This is a genomic window from Nocardia sp. NPDC049526 (assembly GCF_044465765.1).
In the GTDB taxonomy this organism is placed as follows: Bacteria; Actinomycetota; Actinomycetes; order Mycobacteriales; family Mycobacteriaceae; genus Nocardia.
Genome location: NZ_JBITMA010000010.1, coordinates 167,197 through 183,620 on the forward strand (window position 1 = coordinate 167,197; position 16,424 = coordinate 183,620).

Consider the following 16,424-nt stretch of genomic DNA (forward strand, 5'->3'; position numbering starts at 1 on the left):
CTGGTTCACATCCGACGTAGTGCCCGCAGGCCGGCGGCCATGAACTCCGGTGTCGCCTCGGCCGCAGCGGCCGCACCGTTCCCGGCATCGGCACCTTGCCGAGCTCGGTGGGTGATTCCCTCACCGATGACCGCGAGCTTGAAGTTGGCAAGGGCGAGATAGAAGTTCCACTCTCCCAAGTCTGTGCCGGATACATCGGCATAGCGCTGCGCCAGCTCATCCGCAGGAGGAAACCGCGGGCTCGTCCACGCCGCTTCGGTTCCGAGGACGTGGTCGAATGCCGGAGACCGGTAGACACACATGAGCGCGACATCGGTGAGCGGATCGCCGATCGTCGAGAGTTCCCAGTCGACCACCGCGCGCACGATCTGCGGTCCATCGAGATCAAGAATGGTGTTGTCGATCCTGAAGTCGCCGTGCACAATTGCGGCGCCCGACCTCTTCGGGACACATTCGGTGAGGGCTCGAAACAGCGTCGTCGCGTCGTCGAGTTCGCGCGTCTGCACCCGTTCCCACTGGCTTGCCCACAACGTCACTTGACGGGTGAGGAATCCGTCGGGCCGACCGAACGATCCGAGTCCGACGGCGCGGTAATCGACAGCGTGGAGGTCGACCAACGCCGCCACCAACGCCGAGGTGCTCGTTGCCACCTGTGCGTCGGTCAAACCGGCGAGATCGTGTCGATCCCGCACCACTCGGCCCGCAACGAATTCCATGACGGTCATGGGTACGCCGAGTGCAGTACCAGCAGCATCGAACGCCACGGTCGCGGCGATCGGCACCCCAGTGCCCTGCAGGGCTTGCGCAACGGTGTACTCGCGGGCCATATCGTGTGCCGATGGTGTCAACCCACTGACCGGTGGCCGACGGACCACCCAGGTCGACTCGTCGTCGCGAACCTTATAGGTCAGATTCGAGCGGCCGCCGCTGATCGGTTCGACCACCAGCTCGCCACGTACCTCGACCCCGCTGTCCACCAGGAACCGGTGCAGCGCTTCGGCATCCATGCCCGGCCACGTCATGCGGACTCCTCACGAATCGCGCGTTTGGCCGCACCGACGCTGCGCTTGGCGATGGCCCAGCGATGGACCTCGGAGGGGCCGTCGTACACCCGAAACGGTCGTACCTCACGAGCCAGCCGGGCCAATGGCAGGTCCTCGGCCACGCCGAGACCACCGCACATCTGCGCCGAGCGGTCGACGATTCGGAATATCGCCTCTGCCGCAAAGGTTTTCGCGATCGATGTGGCGTTGGACGCGATATCGCCGCGATCGAGTTCCCAGCACGCCCGGACGAGCAGCGACCGGGTTGCGGCGATATCTATCTCGTTGTCGGCGACCATTTGCTGAATCATGCCGAGATCACCGAGCTTGGCGCCGAATGCCTCGCGCCGCGCCACCTGGTGTACGGCGATATCGTGACCGCGGCGCGCGGCGCCCAGCCAGCGCATGACGTGCGTCATCCGCGCCGGTCCGAGCCGAACTTGCGCATACTCGAAACCTCGATCGACCGCACCGAGCACCGCGGAATCGGGCACCACCAGATCCTCGAAGGTGACCTCACAGTGACCACCCAGCATCGAGCGGTCCGCGGTCGGGATGTGCCGCCCGACATGAAGTCCTGCCGTGTCGGCCGGAGCCAGGAACATTGTTGCGCCGCCGCGTTCCCCGGGCGTGCCCGACGTACGCGCCATGATGATGAAGAACCCGGCGCCGTCGGCTCCGGTGATGAACCACTTGCGTCCGTTTATGCGCCACCCGGCCGGTGTCCGCTCGGCCCGGGTCGTCAGCGCCGACGGATCCGAGCCCGCGCCCGGAGCGGGCTCGGTCATCGCGAACGCCGACCTGATCTCCCCACTCGCCAAGGGCGCAAGGTACTGCGACCTCTGTTCCGGGCTCGCGACATGCGCGAGCAGGTGGACATTTCCTTCGTCGGGCGCCGCGATGTTCAATGCCATCGGACCGAAGAGTGAATATCCGGACTCCTCGAAGACCGGCGCCCGATCCGACATCGACAATCCCAGCCCGCCGTACTCGACCGGCGCATGCGGGGCGAACACGCCTGCGAGCTTGGCGGCCGCCTGTAGCTCCTTGCGCACGATATCGCCACCGGCGGCGGTGATATCGCCACCATGCCGGTCCTCGATCGGAAGGACGACCTCGCGGGTGAACGCCCGGGTCCGTTCGACCAATGTCGCGATCTCAGCCGAGTACTCCAAGTCGATCGTCATATACCTACCTATCGCCTGATCGGTACGACTCGAAATGCCTTGATCTACTTCGATATTTCTTTGATGAAGTCCGCGCACCTTTCGGCGATCATCATCGTGGTGGTGTTGGTCGGCACACCGACGATGGTCGGCATCACCGACGCGTCGGCGATGTACAGCGCATCGAGACCGTGCACCTTGCAGTCCTGTCCGACCACCGCCCACGGACTGCCCGCTTCGCCCATGGCCGCGGTGCCCACCGCATGCGCGTAGGTGTTCTTGGCCGCCAGGACCGCTTGGGTGAGTTGACCGGTCGTGACCGCCGACGGCCCGGGCCACAACTCTTCGCCGACGTATTTCGCGAGTGGTCCGGAGTTCATCACCTGCCGCGTCAGTTCGATGCCGCGCACCAGGCGGCGCAGATCGTCGGGGTGATGCAGGAGGTTGAGCAGGATCCGCGGGTCGGTGCCGGGATCAGCGGATCTGATCTCGGTGGAGCCGATCGAGTACGGCCGAACGAGGCCGACCGCGACGAGAATCGAGCCGGACTCGAGGGTGAACGGGATCATGTGCAGGTCGATCTCCGCCGAACCGTCCGGCCCGGCCGCGCTGGTCGTCAGCACGACCTGCAGCGGGGGCAGGAGTTCTCCGATGGCCTCCGCATCGCCGGTGTAGGTCATGTACACCAAGGGATGGTCGCGGAGATTGCGCCCAACGCCTGCCAGCGGCACTTCGACCGGGATGTCCAACTGGTCGAGCACCTCCGCGGGTCCGATTCCGGATCGCATCAGGATCGACGGCGTGCCGATCGACCCCGCACACAGCACCACCAGGTCCGCGTCGATGCGTTCGCCGTCGGCGAGCACGACCGCACGTGGTCGGCCGTCCACGATCTCGAGCCGGTCGACATCGGCGCCGCCGCGCACCGTGAGATTCTTGCGGCCGCGGGCGGCAGCGAGATAAGTCACCGCGGTGCTCTGCCTGATTCCGTCCTGCTGGTTCATCGGGACCGGGCCGACGCCGAGCTGGCTTTCGCCATTGAGATCGTCGACAACCTGGTAGCCCAGGCTGGCGGCCGATTCGACGAAGGCCGCCATGAACGGCCGCAGACCGTCGCCTTCGCTCCATCGCTTTATCGGGACAGGTCCATCGACGCCGTGCAGAGGACCGCCGACCAGATCGCGCTCGAGTCGCTTCAGATATGGCAGGACATCGTCCCAGGACCATTTGTCCAAGCCGAGGCCTACCCACTGTTCGAAATCGCGTGGGGTCGGGCGCAGCGCGTTCGTGGCGTTGACCGAGGACGAGCCACCCATCACTTTGCCGCGCAGCACCGGAAGTACGCCCTGCTCAACGATGGCGAATGTCGGCGCATTGGCGGAACCGGGGATGTGGTCCTCCGAGACATAGCCCCAGTCGTGTGAGGTGAATCCGAAGGTAAAAGCATCCTTCACATGCTCGTGCAGATCGTCGAGCGTCGGATAGTCCGGCCCGGCCTCGACGAGCACAACATCATTGTGTTCGTCCTCGGACAGCCGGGCGGCCATGACACAACCGCCCGAGCCGCCGCCGACCACCACTATGCGTCTTGCCATTTGCGTCTCCTCGATGAGCGTCGATCGGTGGTGTGGGCATTCGGATAGCGACAAGTCGCTACGCGCCCAAGGTGATGGCCCCTTCGGGGCAGGTCCCGGCCGCGTCGGCCGCGGCCCCGGCCTGATCGTCGGGCACCTCGATCGGCTGATCCCGCATTGCGACGAAACCCTCGTCATCGCAGGTGAGCAAGTCCGGAGCCATCGAATAGCAGCGGCCGTGCCCGGTGCAGCTCGCGCCGTCGATCGTGATTCTCACGACTGCACCGCCCACGCCAGCGGAAGCCTGGTCAGCGTCATCATCGCGCCGCCGCCGCGCTCGGTCAGCTCTTCCTCGCCCGCGATGTGGAAGTCCGGGATCACCCGCAACCACTCCTCGACCGCGATCCGCAACTCCCGCCGCGCGAGATGGGAGCCGAGGCACCGGTGCGGACCGTTCGCGAAGCCCATGTGCTGATTGCGCCGGCGATCGATGACGAACTCGTCGGCCTGGTCGTACGCCCGCGGATCTCGGTTCGCGCCGGAGACGAGCGCATAGACCATATCGCCCTGCTTCAGCTGAACACCGTGAAACTCGATGTCGCGAGTCACCTTTCGGCCGTCGCCGAAAACGATCGTGTACAACCGCAGCACCTCCTCCACCGCGGACGGGACCAGCTCCGGCTGTTCGATCAGCTGCCTGCGATGCTCGGGGTGCGTAGCGAGGTGGCGGAACAGGTAGCCGAGGGTGCCACGGGTCGTGTCGAGCCCGGCCAGCACGAGCACCGTGAGCATGTCGAGCATCTCGGCGTCGGTGAGCGGACGATCGTCGAAGGTCGAATGCAGCAGGTGCGTGGCGAGATCACCTTGGCGAGGCACCGGATCGGCCCGTCGCTGCGCGAGGGCGGCGACCCAGTACTCGCGGATACCCTCGAGCGCCTTCCCCATCGGCTCCAGACCGGCGGGGTCACCGCTGAACCCGCCGAAGAAGTCCTCGACCCACGGCACGAAGAGGTCCGCGTCGGACGGATCGATACCGATCACGCTGAGGAACGCCTCGGTGGGAAAGCGCAGGGCGAACTCGCCGACGAAGTTGGACCCGCCCGTGGGAGCCACCTCCTCGACGAGTCTGCGGCACCGATCGCGCATCGTCTGTTCCGCCTCGTCGATCGCGTGCGGCGAGAACCACGCGTTGACGATCTTGCGGTACTTGATGTGGTCGGGCGCGTCGATCTGCGTCGGCACGAAGCGATAGATCGGATCCGGCTCCCAAGGTGTGATCGACTCGCTCGAGAACACCTCCGGCAATTTGTAGATGTCGCGTACCGCGTCATGACGGGTGAACACCCAGTAGCCCTGGGCGAAGGTATTGAAGAAGACCGGGCTCGTCTCGCGCAGTTCGTCCGCCAGTTCCCAATGTCGGCCGGCCGCCTGCGGGGGTGCGAAGTCGCGATGCATGACGGGGCATCCGCCCAGATCTCGATCGGGTGTCTCGGAACGACTTGTGGTCTGCGTCATGGCGACGTCTCCTCGCTTGGTTTCGACGTCAGCATACTGAACTGATTTCAATTTGACTAGAGCGTCGAAATGCCTGGATACAGGCATATAGTCGCAATCCTGTTGTCAAATCAGCCTCGATGAAACATCACTCGGCAATGCCCAGACGCTATTTATCAACGGCTCACCGGTAGCCCATTGGACACGCAGGACGACGACACAGACGGACAGTTCTCCGACGAACCCCGCCGACGGCGCGAACCCGTGACGAGACACAACATGTCAAGCGGCTCGGCACAGTTGGCCCAGCCCCGTCGACAGCGCCCGCATGGGTATGCGCGCGACAGATGACGTACGCGTACCCCAGACTCGAAAGGCGCACCAGCAATCGCCCCTGGCGGCCTGTAGGGGCCGTGCTCTATAACACCGGGCCGCGGATCCGGCACCGGCGATGCCGTGGTTAGCGGTCGACGCGCTGCGTGTCGCGCTACCAGAACAGCGTGATCCTCACGCCACCGAAGCCGAAATCATCTGCTGTAGCAGTGATTTCACTGATTTCCCGCTCCGGGTTCGGCATCGGGGTTGCGCGGATCTTGCGAGGCAAGCTGATGCCACACCACATCCGCGGCGTGAAACACCTGACAGTCGGAGTGCACATGCAGCGTCGGTTCCAGATCGGTCCCGAGGGCTTCGAAGGCGCACGCCTTGTACTCGACTTCGGTGAATTCCCCTGGCACAAAAAAGATCCCGGTACGGGTGTCGGCGTCGACCGCGATCAGATAACGCAGGTACGCGCCGGTGACCGGCTCGAGGTTCTGCCCCGCAGCGATCCGCGAGGCCAGCACCCGCCTGCGGGTGGCATGCCGCTCGGTGAGAACGAATTCCTGCGCGCCGGTCAGGTCGAAGTGGTAGGTGCGCCTGCTGGGGTCGTCGAGGCGGTCGTGGCGGTCGGTCAGGACCCATCCGTTGCCCGACCCCAGCTCCATCGCCGTCCAGCGCGCGTCGCGACTGCGGTATATCGCTGCGGCAAGCCACAATACGAGTTCGCAGTGGCGCGGGAAGGCACCACTGGCCAGTGCGCGTCGCCGCGCGCGGGCCAACGCGCCGAACAGCAATGTCTCACAAGCGATTCCGGCGGTGGCATCGGGGTCCACCGCGAGGATGCGGGCTTGATCGCGGGCCAGGATCCACTGCTCGGCGTCGGATGGCTCGGTGACGGCGCAGGCCTCGGCGGCGACGAGCGCGGCGACCGTGTCACACAACGGCGCGGCGGGCGCGCTGGCGAGAACCTCGTCGATGTCGGCCGGCACCTGCCGAATCCCCCAGGCCAGCGCGGCACGGTAGATCTGGCAGTGGGCGAGGGTGTCTGCGCCGGTGAGCTCGCCGGCGAGGCGCCACACGAGCGCGATGGCCTCGGCCGGAGTGTTTTCGGCGGGCGGGTCGTAGAAAGCAGCGACAGCCTGCTCGCGCAGTTGCCCGACCAGGTCGCGGCGGGCAGCGAAAGCGGCGGTGACGGATTCGGTCATGACGAGATGGCGGCTTCTTCGGTCGGTATCGGAATCGGTTGCGTGGCTGCGCGTTTCACGGTCGAGTGGTCAGCCGGATCTGATTACAGGGTGATGTGCCACAGCGGCCGCGGTTCACATCGATCCAGGCGACGCCGTGGTGGGCTCACAGAATGCCCAGCAGCCGGTTTCGCGCCACAGCCCGACCACCGATCGGCGCCGCCTCGCCCGGGCCCGCCCGATGCTCCACACCCCCTGTCGCAACTGCTTCTCCCCCAGCGCATTACGCATGAACTTACCTTGAAACCTCCCCGCCGACACCCGGGGAGTGGCTGCGCCAGGTGATGGCGGCGACCGCGACCACTGATCTACTGCTGTCCCATTGGCGGTGCCGGGTTGCTCAGGTGAAATCAGTTGGCGGGCTTGCCGAACCAGCGGGAGAAGTGGTCGTTCAGGTCCTGCTGGTGCTCGCCGATCCAGGCGACGTGGCCGTCGGGGCGGAGCAGGACGGCCGGAACATCCAGTGCCGCAGTGGGATCCGCGATGAGGTCGACTCGGTCCGACCAACCCTCGACGGTCAGACGTTCGGTGCGGTCGAGCACCAGGCCGCGGCCCCGGTGTAGTTGGTCGTAGAGGTGGCCCTGTTTCAGGTCGATGTCGCGCAGTCGGCGGCCGAGCAGGTCGGGGCCTGCGCCGAAGTCGTAGCGGATGCCGATCGCGGTGATCTTCTCGATCAGGTATCGGTTCACCTCGTCGAAGTCCATCAGCTCGGTGAGCAGCCTGCGCACGGCCTGCGGGCCTGGTTCGGTGGAGTGCAGTTCCATCTGGGCGCGGGTGTTGTCCAGTACGTCTGCGGCGACCGGATGTCGTTCGGTGTGGTAGGTGTCCAGCAAGGTTTCCGGCGCCCAGCCGCGGATCTGTGCGGCCAGTTTCCAGCCGAGGTTGACTGCGTCCTGAACGCCGAGGTTGAGGCCCTGACCGCCGGTGGGCGGGTGGATGTGCGCCGCATCGCCGGCCAGCAGGACCCGACCTACCCGATAACGCTCGGCCAGCCGGGTGGCATCGCCGAAGCGGGACAGCCAGCGCGGGGAGTGCACGCCGAAATCGGTTCCGGCGATGGCGCGCAACTGTTGTTTGAAATCCTCGAGGGTGGGCGGTTCCGCGCGATCCTCGTCGACTTCCGCGGCGGGGACCACGACGCTATAGACCCCTTCGCCGAAGGGCCTGAGACTGAATCGCTTATTGGTGTCACCGATTTCGGTCACCTTGGCGGCGATCTCCTCCTGCGGCACACCCAGTTCCATCTCGCCCATCAGCGTGTCGGTCAGCGAGGGCTCGCCGGGGAAGCCGACGCCGAGCAGTTTGCGCACAGTACTGCGCGCACCGTCGCAGCCGACGAGGTAACGCGACCGCAGCCGCTCCCCGTCAGCCAGCTCGACGGTCACACCCTCGCCGTCCTGCTCGAAACCGGCCACCGCACAACCGCTGCGGACCTGCGCACCCAGTTCGATCGCGTGTTCTTCGAGCAGATGATTGATAACCGGCTGCGGGATGCCCAGCAGATAGGCGTGCGCGGAATCCAGACCCTCGGGCGCGGGTTTGGGGATGGCGGCGAAGATACCGCCGACCGGACGCTGTCTTCCGCGTTCGAGAATGCGATCCAGCAGTCCGCGCATCGCCATCAGCTCGAGACTGCGAATATGCAGACTGACTATGCGGACGAACGATACGGGCTCGGGTTCCTTCTCCAGCACGAGTACCCGCACATCGTGCAGCCGCAGCTCGGCGGCCAGCATCGCACCGGTCGGCCCGCACCCGGCAATGATCACATCGAACATGAACCACCCATTCGCCCAGTTCTCCCACCCAGTCGCCGTGCGTCCCGTCGGCAGGCGCGGCCGCGCGTGCACGCGTCTCGCTGATTCCGGTTTTCCGCAGGTCCTGGCATCGGCCGCCAATTGTGCGGCACCCCCGAGTCTTGCCGCAAGCGATATATGTTGAAGTTGAAGACGTTCGGCGAGCCCGATTATCGCGCCCGATATCACCGCCAGTTCCGGGACAAATCCCATTACCGGCCCGCGCTTGCCATCCGCGGCTCACTACTCGCCGAAGAGGGCCGCCACCCCGAACTGCTGCAGCTCTTCAAGACCAGCATCGTCGAGCCGCGTCGGGCGCTGCCGCGGCAGCTGGGGGCCTGCCTGAGTCCGCTGACCTCGAGGTGCTCACCAGCATGCTCATCGGCTCCTGCTAGGGCCGCTATGTCACCATCCCCGACTGGCCGGACCGCGTGCTCGCCGCATATGGCCACACGACAGCAGCCGCGCCGCGATCACAATCCGTCCAGCCGCCAGCCCGACGACGACCCGGTTCGCTCGAGGGAGTTGGGCGCGCGTGTCATCACGATGCCACGCAAATGCGCTCGACTCGGCAGTAGCGGATATCTTGGGCCGCAGCGCATCCGGGCCGGTGATCGCCTGCGTCGCCGAACGAACCATCGACGGTGGGTCTGCCTCTGGCGGTATCGGCGCCTGGCAGCGAGCCGGGCGCCGATACCGGGTCGGTCGGGGTAGCGGCGTCGATTCGGTCGCGACCCCGCGTCTCCTGTTATGTCCTGTACCGGAACAGGATTCGGCCGCGGGTGAGGTCGTACGGGCTCAGTTCCACGAGCACCCGGTCCTGCGGCAGGATCTTGATGTAGTTCTTGCGTATCTTGCCGCTGATGTGTGCGAGTACCTTGTGCCCGTTCGGGAGCTCCACTGTGAAGGTGGCGTTGCGCAGGCACTCGACGATGGTGCCCTCGATTTCGATGCCCTTGCCGTTCTTTGCCGTATTCGTCATCGCAGCACCAACTCCAGGTTGCTGCCTGCGCGGCGGCTGCTGCCGATGCCGTCGAACAGTGCCACGGCGGCGGCGTTGGCGTCGTTCACATACGCCGACATCGTGTCGATCCCGGACCGGTGCAGCGTGCCGAGCACCCGGGCGAGCAGTGCTCGGGCAATGCCGTCGCGTCGATGGTCGGCTCGCACCGCGATGAGTTCGATACGTGCATGCCGGCGTCGCGTTGCGACTCGGAGCAATCCGACATACTGGCCGGACCGGGTTGCGACCGCATACCGTGCCGGATCGATCGGGACGGCACCATCCGGGCGGGAGATTACCTCGGCGGGCATGCAGTCCCAGCCGACGGCCGCGTCGATTTCGCCGCGGATCGTCTTGTATGCCTCGACGAGCGGTGCTTCTTGTGCCGCACCGACCGGCAGTATCGTCACGTCCGCGGGGGTCGGCACCGAGTCGAGTCCGGTGTCATGCGGGTCGGTGGATGCGAGGTATTCCCACTCACGGCGGCGGGTCGCGAAACCAGCCCGTTCCCAAGCAGACCTCAGGTCCGCGTCGACCTCGTCGACCACCGTGTACAGCGGCGTCGACAGCTCCGTCAGCATCGCGGCAGCGAGTTGGTCGAAGACCGTGTCGTGCCACGAGTCGATGCTGAGGAAAATCCGACCGTCGGGCCGCCGCGAAGCGTCGCCGCGGCCGACCACCCGGTCGTCGGCCACCGCGTGCCACTGCGTCTCCGCGACCCGTGTGATTACTGCGGTGGGCTCACCCGTACCCGCAGTGGAATCAGAATTCATTGTTTGTCGCCTTTCGGGATTGCCTTGTTGCTCAGGCGCTCCCGGCGACACCTACATTGTTCGCCCAACCGTGACGACGACAGGGAGCCCCCACATCGATACAGTGTTCATGGGTCTCACCTCCTCGCGTGCTGCCACGGTGCTCCGGACGCTATCAGCTTCGAATATCCCTCGGCCAACCCTTTTTCGCCGGCCGTTCCGACCCACCGAGACCACAGCTCGCACGCCATCTCGACCCGCTGATCGTCAGGCTGTAGAGGCGTGCGGCAGCCAGGGTCTGCTGCGCTCCGTGTACGTCGAATGCGATGGCCAGTTGAAAACCAAGGCCTGCAACAAGTTTCAGGGAACCGCTCGCCGGCTGTTGGGTGACGATCGGGCGCGAGGTCGCCAGCCCACCGATGGGCAGGCTCGGAGCGCTCGGTATTCGGCTACCGAGCGCTCTCAGGTGATCTCGCCGGCCGCGGCGGAAACCTTCTGACCGGCGAGAACCTCCGAGTACTTGACACAAGACACGGTCGGTCGGTGATGGCGTCACCTGATGGTCGGACACTCACCGTCGCGGCGTCGAGCCCGAAGATCCAGACGCGGTGCGCCGCACCGGCAATATCGCCCAGGTGCACCGGAGCCGGACCGACGCCAGCCGGGTCGTGGCCTACAGCGTCGTCTGTCCCAACCCCCTCGGCGAGTACCTCGTGCCCCTCCGGCCCGCCTACCATCACCAGCGCACACGGGCGAAGTAGGCATATCGCCGCGTCGTTGTGACTATCGCGCCGCGGCGGCGACGCATCGCGTGTGTCGGTCCCGTATGCGAGGCTGTCGCCACATCTGCCCGTGGCCGGGAGGGAGAGCGATATGGCCGAGTCCGACGAGCAGCCCACAGTTCGACTGGTTGTGCACTGCCGCCGCTGCGGAGGTTGGCTGATGTCACCGGAATCGGTCGCACAGCGTATCGGCCCGACGTGTGCGGCCCGCGAGCGTGCCGAGTTGCGCGCCCAGGCCGCGCGGGAGTTGACGCTCTTCGATATCGCAGCCTGAGCCGGGCGGGTGACCCGGGTCTACCGGGAACCACAAAGGCGATAGCGCGGTCGCTAGTTTTCGTCGGGGGTGTGCTCGGAACCGGCGTCGAGGGGGTTCGCGGCCATCCTGGTGGCGAGGCCGGACTGCATTGCGCGTGCGGCGGAACTGCCGGTCTTCCGGTCGGCCTGGGCCTGGAAGCAGGCAAGGAACTCGTGGGCGAGCCCGAGCCGGGGGTATTGCTCGAGTACTTCGGCACAGAAGGCGGGGCTGAAGTCGTCGATGTTCTTCCCCACGATGTCCAACGCCGTCGCCCGCCACAGCAAGTGACCTTCAGGATCATCGGCCACGTCCACGTCGGGCCACATATGCCTGACGATGACTTCGCCGAGGCGTTCGCGGCGCGCGCTCGGCCAACCGGCGCCGGCGGCGAACACCCGGGCGACATGGCCGCCGGCCTCCTCGAAGGAGAGGGTGTGGTTGTCGAACTCCGGCACCAGGCTGATGTCATGCAACATCGCAGCCGCGAACAGCAGCTCAGCGTCGTACTGGATGCCCCGCTGCTCGCCGTAGGCAGCCGCCCAGACGTAGACGCGGCGCGAGTGGCTCAGCAATGCGGCGGAATGGTAAGCGGAGGCCACCTCCAAGGCAGCCGATGAGGCGGCCGTGTCAGGAATGACGACATCGTCCAAACCGATCATGCTTCGACAGTACGACGTGGAAGGCCCGTGCCGCTGGTCCTTTCCGACGCCACGATCGTGGGCCATTCACTGCTGAAGGCGGCCCATCGACTACACCTCCACGTGGCCCACCGGCGGCGGCCCCCGAGTGCGTACCGTCGAAGCCGAGCCAGCACAACGACTACCGGAGGGACCTTCATGCGAGCCATCACAGTCCGGGATCGCGAAGCCGGCATCGGCGGATTGACCCTGACCGATCTGCCCCACCCCCACGCCGCTGAGAACGACGTCATCGTGCAAGTCCACGCCGCCGGCTTCACCCGCGGCGAGCTGGACTGGCCAGGGACGTGGACCGACCGCGCCGGCCGCGACCGCACCCCGAGCGTCCCCGGCCACGAACTATCAGGTGTAGTCGTCGAACTCGGCTACGGCACCACTGGTCTCACGGTGGGCCAGCACGTCTTCGGACCGACCGACTGGGCCCGCAACGGTTCGCTCGCGGAGTACACCGCCGTGGAAGCCCGCAACCTCGCCCCGCTCCCCGCCGACGCCGACCACATCGCCGCAGCCGCGCTACCGATCTCCGGTCTGACGGCTTGGCAGGCCCTGTTCGACCACGCTCACCTGAAAACCGGCCAAACCGTCCTCATCCACGGAGTCGGTGGCGCCGTCGGCTCAGTCGCCGCACAACTGGCCCACGAGGCGGGAGCCCACATCATCGGCACCGGCCGAGCCTCCGACCAGGACGCGGCCCGCGATCTCGGCGTCCACGAGTTCGTCGACCTGGACGGCGAACTCCTGGAGGACGTCGGCGAGGTCGACGTAGTACTCGACGTGATCGGCGGTGACATCCGCGACCGCTCCACCGCGCTACTACGCCCCGGCGGCACCCTCGTCACCATCGCCGGTCCACCCACCATCCATCCCCACGACGGCCGAGCAATCTTCTTCGTCGTCGAACCCAACCGGGAGCAACTGGCCCAACTGGCCACCCGCCTCCACGACGGCCGGCTCATCCCCCTCGTCAACACCGTCCGCCCACTAGCCGACGCACCCGCGGCCTTCAGCCCCGCCAGACGCACCCGCGGCAGAACGATCATCAACGTGACCACGGACTGACGCGCGCCGGTCCAGCTGTAGCGAAGCAAGAACAACCCAGTTCGCAGGCCTGAGCCACCGGACTGTTCGATGACAATCGAGGTTTGCTGTCGGGACGAGCGACAGGATTCCGCGGCAGAGCCGCTACCGGGGCGCAGTTAGGAGGCTGCTCGCACTGCCTCTGTGCCGCTACTGGATAACGGTCCGGTAGCCGGTCCGGCATCGTCGAGCCGAGCATGCAGTTCGCGGGCCGCGGCGATGCAGCGACCGAGCCGTTCATGTGGTTTCACACCGGCCGACCGCGCTGGTATTCGCGAGCTAATGCGCCAGCATGCGAACGGCATTCGCCATGGAAACCGGTCGAGACGCTCGGTAGCCCAGTCGGGAATTCGCCCACAATGCGCGAAAGGCCGTTCGGTGACAGCGTTTTGGGCGATCGGGTGCGGAATTACCATCAGATCGCCTTGGGCCTGGATGCTTGGGCTACGCAAACCGATCACGCCGTCGCGGTAGGTGATGCGATTTCGCGCGTCACCTTTCGATAGCCACCGATTCTGCTGCGCGCCAGTAACATTCACTGAATCCCTTCCCATGATCGGGAACGGGGGTCCCGCACGCCGTCGGGTTTACTTGCAGGACCAACCCTTGCTGCGATGGAGCTTCTACGTGGGGTCAGATTCGTCGGCGGCCACCCGATACGGTGGCATCGTCGCGCCAGGTTTCACCGAGCTCACTCCTGGTGCGAGCGAATTCCTGGTGGTAGCAGTCGATTTCGATCTCACTACCCGCGGAGAAGCAGGGTTTCGGGACCTCGCGGCGCTGCTGCCGGATTCGGTGACGGTCTGGCTGACCGCCCAGCCGCCCGCGAGCGTCGCCGACACGGCCTCGGGCGAGGCGTATACGGCGTGGTGGCGGGAACGTCTGGACGCCTCCGGTGCGCAGATCGACGCGGTACTCGGATATTGCGCGGGCAGCTTATTCGCCTGCGCCCTCACCGACGAGGTGGCGCGACAGGATGGCCGCCGACCCGCCACCGTCGTCTTCAATCCTGGTCGGCCAACCCGAGATTCGGTGTTCCGCGATATGCGCACCACCCTGGCTTCGTTGTCTCCGCTGTCGGCCGCCGAACGCGACGACCACATCGACGAGGCGAGGGCGCTGCTGCGAGAGTGGCCACGGGATATTCCCGGCGTTCTCGATCGACTCCTCGCGCTCTACCGCAACGCCGCGCACGCCGCCTTCGAACGAGTCGGTATCGCACCGGATGTCGGTGCCGAGCTGATCGATGTGTTCGCCTCCTACACCGCATATCTGCGGGCGGCCTCGACCATGGCGCCGCGCCCGCAGTGGTCGTCGGCGACCGCTCTGATCTCCGTGGAAGACGACGAGGATCCGGATTTCACCGCGCACCGCGTCCACACCACAGTCGGCCGCCGTGACCTGTTGCGGACACCCGAGGCCGCACGCCTGGTCATGGACGCGATACAGCCGCAGGAGTTGACATGACGACCGGCACATCCACTGTCGCGGAACTTTTCAGCGGACAGGTGCACCGGATCGGCGATGCCACGGCTGTCGTCCACCCCCGGGGCCGACTGAGCTATCGCCAGCTCGACGACGTCACCACGCGTCAGGCCCGAGCGTTGCACCGCCACGGAGTGCGCCGGAGTGACCTCGTCGCGGTGTATCTCGACAACTCCGTCGAGCTCGTCATCGCACTGCTCGCGATAGTCAAGAGCGGGGCGTGTTATCTACCGCTGGCCGTGACCGATCCGCCGCGGCGTACCGAAATGCTTCTGCGAGCGGCTGAACCGAAGCTCGTGCTGGTCCACCAGCACGGCCCGCAGTGGCTGACCGGACTAGCTCCGATGGTCAGTGTCCAGACCTACGACAACAACGATCCACCCGGCGATCCGCGCCCCGGCCCGTCGCCACACGATGCCGCGTACATCATCCACACGTCCGGTTCCACCGGCCGACCCAAGGGCGTCGTCATCGAACACGGTGCCCTCGCGACGTATCTACGCTGGGCCGTGGCTTGGTATCCGGGCCTTGCCGGTTTGGTGCGCGTGCACGCCGCGCCGGCGTTCGACATGGCGGTGACAAGTCTGTTCGGCACACTGGTCGCGGGCGGAACTCTCGACATCGCGCCCCTCGACGATCCGAGCGAAACCCACGACACGCCAACGTTTCTCAAGGTGACTCCGGCGCACCTGCCGCTGCTGCGCGCCACGTTCCCACAGTGCGCGCCCACCTCGGATCTCGTCGTGGGCGGCGCGGCGCTGACCGGTGCGATGCTCGCCGACTGGCGGCGCGAGAATCCGGCGGCCACTGTTGTCAACGAGTACGGTCCCACCGAAGCCACGGTGGGCTGTTGCCTCCACCGGGTGCTGCCCGGCGACGCACTCGCACCCGGGCCCGTCCCGATCGGCCTGGCCACCCCGGGCACCCGGCTGTATGTGCTCGACTCCCGACTCCTTCCCATCGCCGAAGGCGAGTTGTATATCGCCGGGCAGCAACTCGCGCGCGGCTATCTGGGTAGTCCCGGGCTCACGGCCGCCGCCTTCGTGGCCGATCCACTCGGGCCGCCCGGGACGCGGATGTACCGCAGCGGCGACCGCGTTCGCCGCCGAGACGATGACCTGCTCGAGTTCACCGGCCGGGTCGACGATCAGCTGGCCGTCAACGGATTCCGGGTCGAGCCGGGCGAAGTCGTCGATATGCTCACGCGGGCCGCCGAAGTGGATCAAGCCGCGGTGGTGGCTCTCGACGACGGGCTCGTCGCGTACGCGATACCGGCACCAGGCACCACCCCGACCCCTGCCACACTGCGGGAATACCTCGCCGACCGGCTGCCCGGACACCTCGTGCCGACGACCATCATGCTGCTGGACGCATTTCCCCTCACCGCGAACGGCAAGCTCGACTACGCCGCACTACCGGAAAGCACTGGGATGCAGGCGGATTCGTCACCGCCGCCGCGCACACCCACCGAACATCTGGTGTGTGAGCTGATGGCGGAGTTGCTCGAACTCGAACAGGTCGGCGTCGACGACGATTTCTTCGCCCTCGGCGGGACCAGCCTGGCCGCCGCTCGCCTGGTGACCCGGGCCCGTCGCAACGGGGTGGATTTCACCCTCACCGACGTACTCAGCCATCGTACGGTGCGCAGGTTGCTCGATCCGCCGTTCCGCTCGGCCGGGCACTGAGGAGAAGAT

General features: G+C 66.3%; 14 protein-coding genes. 4 read left to right on the forward strand and 10 right to left on the reverse strand.

The window, feature by feature from the left end:
* Positions 1 to 5: 5 nt before the first annotated feature.
* The 9 genes from ACIBW7_RS29760 to ACIBW7_RS29800 form a co-directional block, all read right to left on the reverse strand.
* A complete protein-coding gene (locus ACIBW7_RS29760) occupies positions 6 to 1,022 on the reverse strand; it encodes a phosphotransferase family protein (RefSeq protein WP_397051999.1) in 1,017 nt (338 codons plus the stop codon).
* Positions 1,019 to 2,230, reverse strand: coding sequence for an acyl-CoA dehydrogenase family protein (locus ACIBW7_RS29765; RefSeq protein WP_397052001.1), 1,212 nt, complete (start codon positions 2,228 to 2,230; stop codon positions 1,019 to 1,021). The genes ACIBW7_RS29760 and ACIBW7_RS29765 overlap by 4 nt, the downstream gene beginning before the upstream one ends.
* A gap of 44 nt (positions 2,231 to 2,274) precedes the next feature.
* Positions 2,275 to 3,804 (reverse strand): GMC family oxidoreductase, encoded by a 1,530-nt coding sequence (locus ACIBW7_RS29770; protein ID WP_397052003.1) that lies wholly within the window; start codon positions 3,802 to 3,804, stop codon positions 2,275 to 2,277.
* A 58-nt stretch (positions 3,805 to 3,862) separates the two neighbouring features.
* Positions 3,863 to 4,060: a ferredoxin gene (locus tag ACIBW7_RS29775; protein ID WP_397052005.1), complete on the reverse strand. Its 198-nt coding sequence runs from the start codon at positions 4,058 to 4,060 to the stop codon at positions 3,863 to 3,865.
* Entirely contained in the window at positions 4,057 to 5,298 is a 1,242-nt protein-coding gene (locus ACIBW7_RS29780) for a cytochrome P450 (protein ID WP_397052007.1), read from the reverse strand. The genes ACIBW7_RS29775 and ACIBW7_RS29780 overlap by 4 nt, the downstream gene beginning before the upstream one ends.
* Before the next feature lie 527 nt (positions 5,299 to 5,825).
* A complete protein-coding gene (locus tag ACIBW7_RS29785) occupies positions 5,826 to 6,803 on the reverse strand; it encodes a hypothetical protein (RefSeq protein ID WP_397052009.1) in 978 nt (325 codons plus the stop codon).
* Between the two features lie 389 nt (positions 6,804 to 7,192).
* Positions 7,193 to 8,620, reverse strand: coding sequence for a rifampin monooxygenase (gene rox / locus ACIBW7_RS29790; RefSeq protein ID WP_397052011.1), 1,428 nt, complete (start codon positions 8,618 to 8,620; stop codon positions 7,193 to 7,195).
* Between the two features lie 766 nt (positions 8,621 to 9,386).
* Positions 9,387 to 9,620 carry a translation initiation factor IF-1 gene (gene infA / locus ACIBW7_RS29795; RefSeq protein ID WP_397052013.1) on the reverse strand — a complete coding sequence of 78 codons (234 nt, stop codon included), beginning with the start codon at positions 9,618 to 9,620 and terminating at the stop codon, positions 9,387 to 9,389.
* Entirely contained in the window at positions 9,617 to 10,414 is a 798-nt protein-coding gene (locus ACIBW7_RS29800) for a GNAT family N-acetyltransferase (RefSeq protein ID WP_397052015.1), read from the reverse strand. The genes infA and ACIBW7_RS29800 overlap by 4 nt, the downstream gene beginning before the upstream one ends.
* An 852-nt stretch (positions 10,415 to 11,266) precedes the next feature.
* On the opposite strand from ACIBW7_RS29800, the gene ACIBW7_RS29805 reads away from it, so the two are divergent.
* Entirely contained in the window at positions 11,267 to 11,449 is a 183-nt protein-coding gene (locus ACIBW7_RS29805) for a DUF6011 domain-containing protein (protein WP_397052017.1), read from the forward strand.
* A 53-nt stretch (positions 11,450 to 11,502) separates the two neighbouring features.
* Here the strand turns inward: ACIBW7_RS29805 and ACIBW7_RS29810 are convergent, their stop codons facing one another.
* On the reverse strand, positions 11,503 to 12,129 hold the full coding sequence (locus ACIBW7_RS29810) for an HD domain-containing protein (protein ID WP_397052019.1): 627 nt from the start codon (positions 12,127 to 12,129) through the stop codon (positions 11,503 to 11,505).
* A 177-nt stretch (positions 12,130 to 12,306) separates the two neighbouring features.
* Here ACIBW7_RS29810 and ACIBW7_RS29815 point away from each other — a divergent pair, with 177 nt between their 5' ends.
* The 3 genes from ACIBW7_RS29815 to ACIBW7_RS29825 all read left to right on the forward strand — a co-directional run bounded on the left by ACIBW7_RS29815 (position 12,307) and on the right by ACIBW7_RS29825 (position 16,415).
* Positions 12,307 to 13,227 carry an NADP-dependent oxidoreductase gene (locus tag ACIBW7_RS29815; RefSeq protein ID WP_397052021.1) on the forward strand — a complete coding sequence of 307 codons (921 nt, stop codon included), beginning with the start codon at positions 12,307 to 12,309 and terminating at the stop codon, positions 13,225 to 13,227.
* 645 nt (positions 13,228 to 13,872) lie between these two features.
* Positions 13,873 to 14,712, forward strand: coding sequence for a hypothetical protein (locus tag ACIBW7_RS29820; protein WP_397052023.1), 840 nt, complete (start codon positions 13,873 to 13,875; stop codon positions 14,710 to 14,712).
* Entirely contained in the window at positions 14,709 to 16,415 is a 1,707-nt protein-coding gene (locus tag ACIBW7_RS29825; RefSeq protein WP_397052025.1) for a non-ribosomal peptide synthetase, read from the forward strand. The genes ACIBW7_RS29820 and ACIBW7_RS29825 overlap by 4 nt, the downstream gene beginning before the upstream one ends.
* Positions 16,416 to 16,424 lie beyond the last annotated feature (9 nt).

Coding starts and splice junctions, on each gene's coding strand:
- ACIBW7_RS29770 (WP_397052003.1), bottom strand. CDS start 3,804: ATGGCAAGACGCATAGTGGTGGTCGGCGGCGGCTCGGGCGGTTGTGTC.
- ACIBW7_RS29785 (WP_397052009.1), bottom strand. CDS start 6,803: ATGACCGAATCCGTCACCGCCGCTTTCGCTGCCCGCCGCGACCTGGTC.
- ACIBW7_RS29765 (WP_397052001.1), bottom strand. CDS start 2,230: ATGACGATCGACTTGGAGTACTCGGCTGAGATCGCGACATTGGTCGAA.
- ACIBW7_RS29760 (WP_397051999.1), bottom strand. CDS start 1,022: ATGACGTGGCCGGGCATGGATGCCGAAGCGCTGCACCGGTTCCTGGTG.
- ACIBW7_RS29825 (WP_397052025.1), top strand. CDS start 14,709: ATGACGACCGGCACATCCACTGTCGCGGAACTTTTCAGCGGACAGGTG.
- rox (WP_397052011.1), bottom strand. CDS start 8,620: ATGTTCGATGTGATCATTGCCGGGTGCGGGCCGACCGGTGCGATGCTG.
- ACIBW7_RS29800 (WP_397052015.1), bottom strand. CDS start 10,414: ATGAATTCTGATTCCACTGCGGGTACGGGTGAGCCCACCGCAGTAATC.
- ACIBW7_RS29805 (WP_397052017.1), top strand. CDS start 11,267: ATGGCCGAGTCCGACGAGCAGCCCACAGTTCGACTGGTTGTGCACTGC.
- ACIBW7_RS29815 (WP_397052021.1), top strand. CDS start 12,307: ATGCGAGCCATCACAGTCCGGGATCGCGAAGCCGGCATCGGCGGATTG.
- infA (WP_397052013.1), bottom strand. CDS start 9,620: ATGACGAATACGGCAAAGAACGGCAAGGGCATCGAAATCGAGGGCACC.
- ACIBW7_RS29780 (WP_397052007.1), bottom strand. CDS start 5,298: ATGACGCAGACCACAAGTCGTTCCGAGACACCCGATCGAGATCTGGGC.
- ACIBW7_RS29810 (WP_397052019.1), bottom strand. CDS start 12,129: ATGATCGGTTTGGACGATGTCGTCATTCCTGACACGGCCGCCTCATCG.